We start from the raw sequence: 5730 nt of genomic DNA, 5'->3' as shown, positions 1-5730 counted from the left end.
TGTTGCGGTAGCCTTCACCCAGCAAGTGCCTTCCGTGACGGGTTAACAGGACTCTCGACAAGCCCTATTTTCCCTGACCAGAAGGCACTTCTTCGTTTTCGGTCCACTCCTTGGACAGCCCCTAACGAAGGGCCGAGGCTAGCGGCGATCCCTAATCGATGAGAGAATGTTCGTTTGAACAAAGCATTCAGACGAGGAGGTACGCCGTGCGCGCTGAGGAGCGTCATCAGGCGATCCTGCGTGAGGTGCGCGCGCGGGGCTCGATCAGGGTCACCGAGTTCGCGGAGCAGATCGGGGTCTCGCCGATCACGATTCGGCGCGATGTCGAGACGCTGTCCAATCGCGGACTACTCGCCCGGGTGCACGGCGGCGCCATGCTTCCCGAGTCCGCTACCGCGCCTGCGGATAGTAAGCAACTCGTGCTCGGCATGGTCGTACCGTCCGCGACGTACTACTACCCCCAGGTGGTCAGAGGAGCCCACCAAGCCGCCGCCGCGCGCGGCGCCCGGTTGACGGTCAGGATCTCCAGCTACGACGCGGAAGAGGATCGCTCTCAGGCCGGGCAGCTGCTCGCCTCGGGGATCGACGGCCTGCTCATCGCCCCTTTCGGCGGCCCCGCCGAACAGGAGTGGCTGACCGACCTGAAGGTGCCCGTCGTCCTGGTTGAGCGGCGAGCGGTCGCCGGCGAACTCGAGCATGTCATCTCCGACCACGTTCATGGCGCCCGCATCGCAGTGCGCCATCTGGCGGCGCTTGAGCATGAACGGATCGGGCTGCTGATCAGCCATGAGACGCCGACCGCACCCTGGCTCACCGAGGGCTTCCAGCTCGGGCTCGCCGACGCGGGGCTTGACCCCTCGTGGATCCCGCCGATGCCCCAGGTCGCCGGAAAGGACTGGGGCGGCTTCAGTGATCAGCAAGCCGAGGCAATCGCGGAGCTGGTGGCCCGGGGCGAACTCACTGCGGCGCTCGTCCACACTGATTACGACGCGACGATGCTGAGTCAGCGGCTGCGCATGGGCGGGCTGCGTGTGCCTGAGGACCTGGCCATCGTCGCCTATGACGACGAGATAGCGGCACTGGCCGACGTTCCGCTGACCGCAGTCGCCCCACAAAAGAGCGCCGTGGGCGCGAGCGCGGTCGATGTGCTCATTCGCCGCCTCAGCGATCCCCACTGTCCCAGGCAGCGCCTAGCCCTGCTGCCCGAGCTGCTGGTGCGGGAATCCTGCGGCGGCTCAGCCGTTCCCTTAGTAGGTCCAAGACCTGATAACGCTGGCCGGCAGGGTCTGGGCGATCCCGTTCGACGCCCCACCCCAAATCTTTTGGTGCAACAAGGCGTTCTTTGACAAGCACAAGATCGCGGTGCGGGCCACGCATAGCTTTGGTCCACGTGCCAGCAGTTGAGTCTCGTCAGATCAAGCTGCACCCGGAGGACGCCCGATGACATCGCCCCTGTCCCGGCGCAGATTCTTCCAGGGAACCGCCGCTACCGCCTCCGCGCTCACCGCCCTGGGAAGCGGCGCGGTGCCCGCCTTCGCCAGCTCCGGCGATTTCGACGTCCTACGCGGCAGGTGGAGGGCTTTGATCCTGGGCACAGGCTTCGACCCCGACGTCGAGCCGTTCCGCACTCAGCTCGCCAGCCCTGGGAGGACTGCGCGGGGCCACCTCGCGAGCATGGCCGCGGCGAACCGTTCGCTGTGGCCGGACCTCTGCCGAGGTTCCGGCTGACTGTCGGTGATTATCCTGCTGTTAACCGTGCAGTTGCCATGGGCACCAGATCCTCGCGGAGGGCGTGCCGGCGTGGCGACAGGGGCGCTGGTGGGCAGGCGGAGTCGGAAGGACGTTCATTAAGCGACGTCTCGTAACCCCGACGTTTGTCCGTTGAGGAGGGCCGTCGAGGATGCCTGAATGCAGGTGACCTCCTCAGCCCGGGCCGAGTGGATCTTCCCGTTCACCGGGTTGACGCCCGCCCAGTTCCGCAGGCTGGTTCGGCTGGTCGCCGAGCGTGGCGGGGCCGCGATCGCCGACGGTCAGCCAGGCCGGCAGTGGACCCTTGACCTGCCCGACCGGGTGCTGCTGGTCGCCGTGTACTGGCGTACCAACCTGACCATGCGGCAGATCGGGCCGCTGTTCGGGGTGTCGCACTCCGCGGCACACCGGGTCATCGGCTCTGCGCCGAAACGGTGGTGACCTGAGTCCAGAGTGGTCGGTTCCGTGGTGCATCCTGACCCCGGTGCGAGGTGATCAAGACGGTCTTTCCTCTGCTGTCAGGGCTGGTTATCGACGGGGTGATCGACTGCCGTGACATGCGGTGCGTAGGCCAGCGCAGTATGTGCTTCGCCGCCCGCGCCGCTCGCCGCGCCATGACGTTGGCCCGCTGTCTCCGATCGGCCGTCACGCGGCCCGCGCCGATGCCGGCTCGCGGTCGCGCTGTCGTCAGCGCCCGGCGCGCGGGCAGCTTCCGCGGCTGGTTTGCCGCCTCACGCGTGCAGTCGGAGGCGCAGCGGCCGGGGCCGACCTTGCGCAGGGCGGTCCGAGCCGCTTGAGCCTGCTTGACTTCCGCGGGTGCTGAAGCTGCGCTTCCCGGTTGACGCCTGCCCCTCACCGGTGCCCCCGCAGCGCCGCGCCTGGTACTCGCCCGGAGAGCTGTCTGGCCCCATGCCGAGTATGCGGTTGGGGACGCTTGGCGGAGAGCGGGGTCTGGCGGTGTGAGTGGCGCGCTGAGGTGGCGCGGGTTGCCGGTCAGCGGGTGAGCTGGTAGCTAGCTAGAGCATCAGGGGCCGTCCTTTGCCGCCCGCGAACACACCGCCCCGATCGCCTGCCGTGACCAGTTCAGGTCGTCGCGCTCGCCGTGGCGGTCCGCGATCAGCCGTAGCAGGCGGGTCCACACATGCGCCTGACTCCATTCGGCGAACCGCCGATAGACGGTCGGCCAGCACACACCAAAGTTCTCGGGGACCTGCCGCCAAGCGCGGCCGGTACTGGTGACATACACAATCGCCGCCAGCGCTTGCCGGTCGTCCGCCCGACGCCGGCCGCCACCCTGCGGCCGGCGTACGATCTTGACCGGCACAATCTGCCGGAACAATTCCCACAGCTCATCCGGTACGAGATGGTGGACGAGCTCCGATCCGGTCTGCTCGGACGTCTTCATGCCGTCCTCGCCCGTTGCGTGACGACGATGCAGCCGAGGACGACGGCTGCGGTCAGCGGCACGACGGCGCTGAGGTGCTCGCCCAGCAGGAGTACTGCCCACACCAGCGTCAGCAGGGGCTGAGCGAGTTGGAGCTGGCTCGCCCGCGCCACCCCGATGAGGCCCATGCCGCGATACCAGACCACGAACCCGCCGAACTGCGAGATGCCCGCGATGTACGCCATACCCGTGATGGCCTCGGCCGTCAAACGCACCGGCTCGTGCGGGAGCGCGATCGCGCATACGGCGAGGCTGACGGGTGCGGCGAGTACGACGCCCCACGCGATGACCTGCCAGCCGGGCATGCGCGCCGAGAGCCGCCCGCCTTCGGCGTACCCCGCAGCGCAGACCAGCAGCGCGCCGAACAAATAGAGATCGGCGATCGTCGGCCAGCCGTGGTTTTGCGAGATGGTGAACGCGATGACGGTGGCCGCGCCGATGGATGCCGCTGCCCAAAACACTTTGGACGGACGGCGCCCCGTACGCAGAGCGGAGATCGTCGCGGTGGCCATCGGCAGCGCCCCGATGACGACGGCCGAGTGTGCTGTGGACGATGTCTGCAGGGCGAACGTGGTGAGCAGCGGAAAGCCGATCACGCATCCGGCCGCCACGACGGCGAGGGCGCGCCAGTCGCTGCGGGCCGGCAGCGGCGCGCGCGTCGCGATGAGAGCGACGAGTGCTATAACGGCGGCGAGGACGCCGCGGACCCCGGTGGCACTCCACGGCCCGAACCCGTCGAGCGTCCAGTGCGTCGCCGGGAAGCTGAACGAGAAGCTCAGCACGCCGAGCGCGGCGAACACGATCCCGCTCGACAGTGGCGATATCCGCGCCTGCGCGATAGCGCTATTCTCAACACTCATGGAACATGATAGCAATTGGCGCTCCCTGGCAAATACCCTTGCGCAGGAAATAGCGCTATTGCCCGAGGGTGCGCGCATCGCAACTCATCGGGAGCTCGTGCGCCGCTTCGCCGCGAGCGGCACCACCGTCTCTGCGGCGCTGGCCTTCCTCACCCAGCGCGGGCTCATCGCGTCCCGCCCCGGCGCTGGGACGTACCGCACGGCGGCGCGCCCTGTGGCCCGCACCGGGGACACGTCCTGGCAGGAGTCCGCCCTCGACACCGCGAGCCAGGAACCGTCGTCCATCGGCACTCTGCGCGACTTCAAGGCGCCTGCCCTGATGGGAACCCTGTCGACGTCAGGGCCGGACATCGTCGACCTCAACGGCGGTTACCTCCATCCTGGACTGCAATCGCTGGGCACCCTGGCTACGGCGTTGTCCCGGGCGGCGAAACGCGCGGAGGCATGGGACCGTCCGCCCGTCGGTGGGGTGCCCGAGTTGCGCGACTGGTTTGCTGCCGACATCGGCGGCGGTCTCGGCCGCCACGACATCCTCGTGTGCGGAGCGGGGCAGAGCGCGCTGGCCACGGCGCTGCGCGCGCTCGCTCAACCGGGAGATCCGGTCATCCTCGAGTCGCCGACCTACCCGGGCACCATCGCGGCCGCCCATGCGGCGGGCCTGCGAACCGTTCCGGTTCCCCTCGACACCAACGGCCTGCGCCCGGATCATCTCGACCAGGCCCTCACTCGTACGCGGGCCCGCATCATCATCGTCCAGCCACTGTTCCAGAACCCCACCGGGGCAAGCCTCTCGGTGGCCCGGCAGGACGAGATCCGTGCCATCGCCCGCCGCCACGCGGCCTTCGTCATTGAGGACGACTTCGCCCGGCACATGGCGCATGCCGACGCCGGGCCCACGCCGCCTCCGATGATCGCCGACGATCCGAACGGCACCGTCGTTCACATTAGATCGCTGACGAAGGTGACATCGCCGAACCTGCGCGTCGGTGCGATCGCAGCCCGAGGCCCGGTGCTGGCCCGACTGCGGTCGGCGCACGTCATCGATACCCTGTTCGTACCCGCTCCGCTGCAGCTCACGGCGCTGGAGGTGGTGACCGCCGCCGGGTGGAAGCGCACCCTGAAGACGCTCGGCACCGCACTGGCGCACCGCTGCGAGGTGGCCGCCGACGCCGTCTCGGCGACATTCGGCGACCACGCTCTCGCCCTGCGCCCGCGCGGCGGCTACCACCTGTGGGTCTCGCTTCCGGCCCACCTCGACGACCATCAACTCGTGGCCGCCGCTCTCGCGAAGGGTGTCGCCATCACGCCCGGCACCAACTACTACGCCACCGACAGCAGTGTCATGCACGTCCGTCTCAGCTATGTCGCGGCGCCGTCGGCGTCCGACGTCGACGACGCCATCCGCCGACTCGCGCCGCTCATCATCGAGCCTTGACCCCCAGCCGTCCGGCCGTGGCCTCCGCGAAACGCGTCGCGCCGTGGTCGGTGAACGGCAGGTTCAGCGACGGCTCGCACAACTCCAGCTCCAACACGATCGGCGCGCCGTCGGCGCCGCGGATCACATCGACCCGGGCGTAGACCAGCGGACGGTCCAGCCCTAAGGCGTGTTTCATAAGCCGGTCAGAGCCACTCGGTGATGATGGTGATGGTCAGGACGGCTTGGAAGCGGACGGCGAG

5 protein-coding genes and 1 pseudogene are annotated in these 5730 nt (G+C 68.5%); 3 read left to right on the top strand and 3 right to left on the bottom strand.

Translation table 11 applies throughout. The annotated features are described in order from the left end of the window. Positions 1-206 precede the first annotated feature (206 nt). Together ACVCAH_RS37360 and ACVCAH_RS37355 are read left to right on the top strand one after the other, a co-directional pair. Complete coding sequence (locus ACVCAH_RS37360; protein WP_447140928.1) at positions 207-1346, top strand: substrate-binding domain-containing protein; 1140 nt, start codon at positions 207-209, stop codon at positions 1344-1346. Positions 1347-1908: 562 nt separating this feature from the next. Further along, positions 1909-2166, top strand: a pseudogene (locus ACVCAH_RS37355) (helix-turn-helix domain-containing protein); the annotation flags it as partial. Between the two features lie 607 nt (positions 2167-2773). Here the strand turns inward: ACVCAH_RS37355 and ACVCAH_RS37350 are convergent. Continuing rightward, the gene (locus tag ACVCAH_RS37350; RefSeq protein WP_447140927.1) at positions 2774-3154 is read right to left on the bottom strand and encodes a transposase; all 381 of its coding nucleotides are present in this window, start codon (positions 3152-3154) and stop codon (positions 2774-2776) included. Then, positions 3151-4053 (bottom strand): DMT family transporter, encoded by a 903-nt coding sequence (locus tag ACVCAH_RS37345; RefSeq protein WP_447140926.1) that lies wholly within the window; start codon positions 4051-4053, stop codon positions 3151-3153. The genes ACVCAH_RS37350 and ACVCAH_RS37345 overlap by 4 nt, the downstream gene beginning before the upstream one ends. Between ACVCAH_RS37345 and ACVCAH_RS37340 the strand changes: the two genes are divergently transcribed. Beyond that, complete coding sequence (locus ACVCAH_RS37340; RefSeq protein ID WP_447140925.1) at positions 4052-5488, top strand: aminotransferase-like domain-containing protein; 1437 nt, start codon at positions 4052-4054, stop codon at positions 5486-5488. The two genes, ACVCAH_RS37345 and ACVCAH_RS37340, sit on opposite strands and share 2 nt — an antisense overlap. Here ACVCAH_RS37340 and ACVCAH_RS37335 read toward each other — a convergent pair. Beyond that, a complete protein-coding gene (locus tag ACVCAH_RS37335; protein ID WP_447140924.1) occupies positions 5475-5666 on the bottom strand; it encodes a hypothetical protein in 192 nt (63 codons plus the stop codon). The two genes, ACVCAH_RS37340 and ACVCAH_RS37335, sit on opposite strands and share 14 nt — an antisense overlap. Between the last annotated feature and the right edge of the window lie 64 nt (positions 5667-5730).

The organism is Micromonospora sp. LZ34, from assembly GCF_052981855.1.
Note: the sequence above shows the minus strand (reverse complement) of the source record. Positions and strands in the feature narration are given on the sequence as shown.

Coding starts and splice junctions, on each gene's coding strand:
- ACVCAH_RS37335 (WP_447140924.1), bottom strand. CDS start 5,666: ATGAAACACGCCTTAGGGCTGGACCGTCCGCTGGTCTACGCCCGGGTC.
- ACVCAH_RS37345 (WP_447140926.1), bottom strand. CDS start 4,053: ATGAGTGTTGAGAATAGCGCTATCGCGCAGGCGCGGATATCGCCACTG.
- ACVCAH_RS37340 (WP_447140925.1), top strand. CDS start 4,052: ATGGAACATGATAGCAATTGGCGCTCCCTGGCAAATACCCTTGCGCAG.
- ACVCAH_RS37350 (WP_447140927.1), bottom strand. CDS start 3,154: ATGAAGACGTCCGAGCAGACCGGATCGGAGCTCGTCCACCATCTCGTA.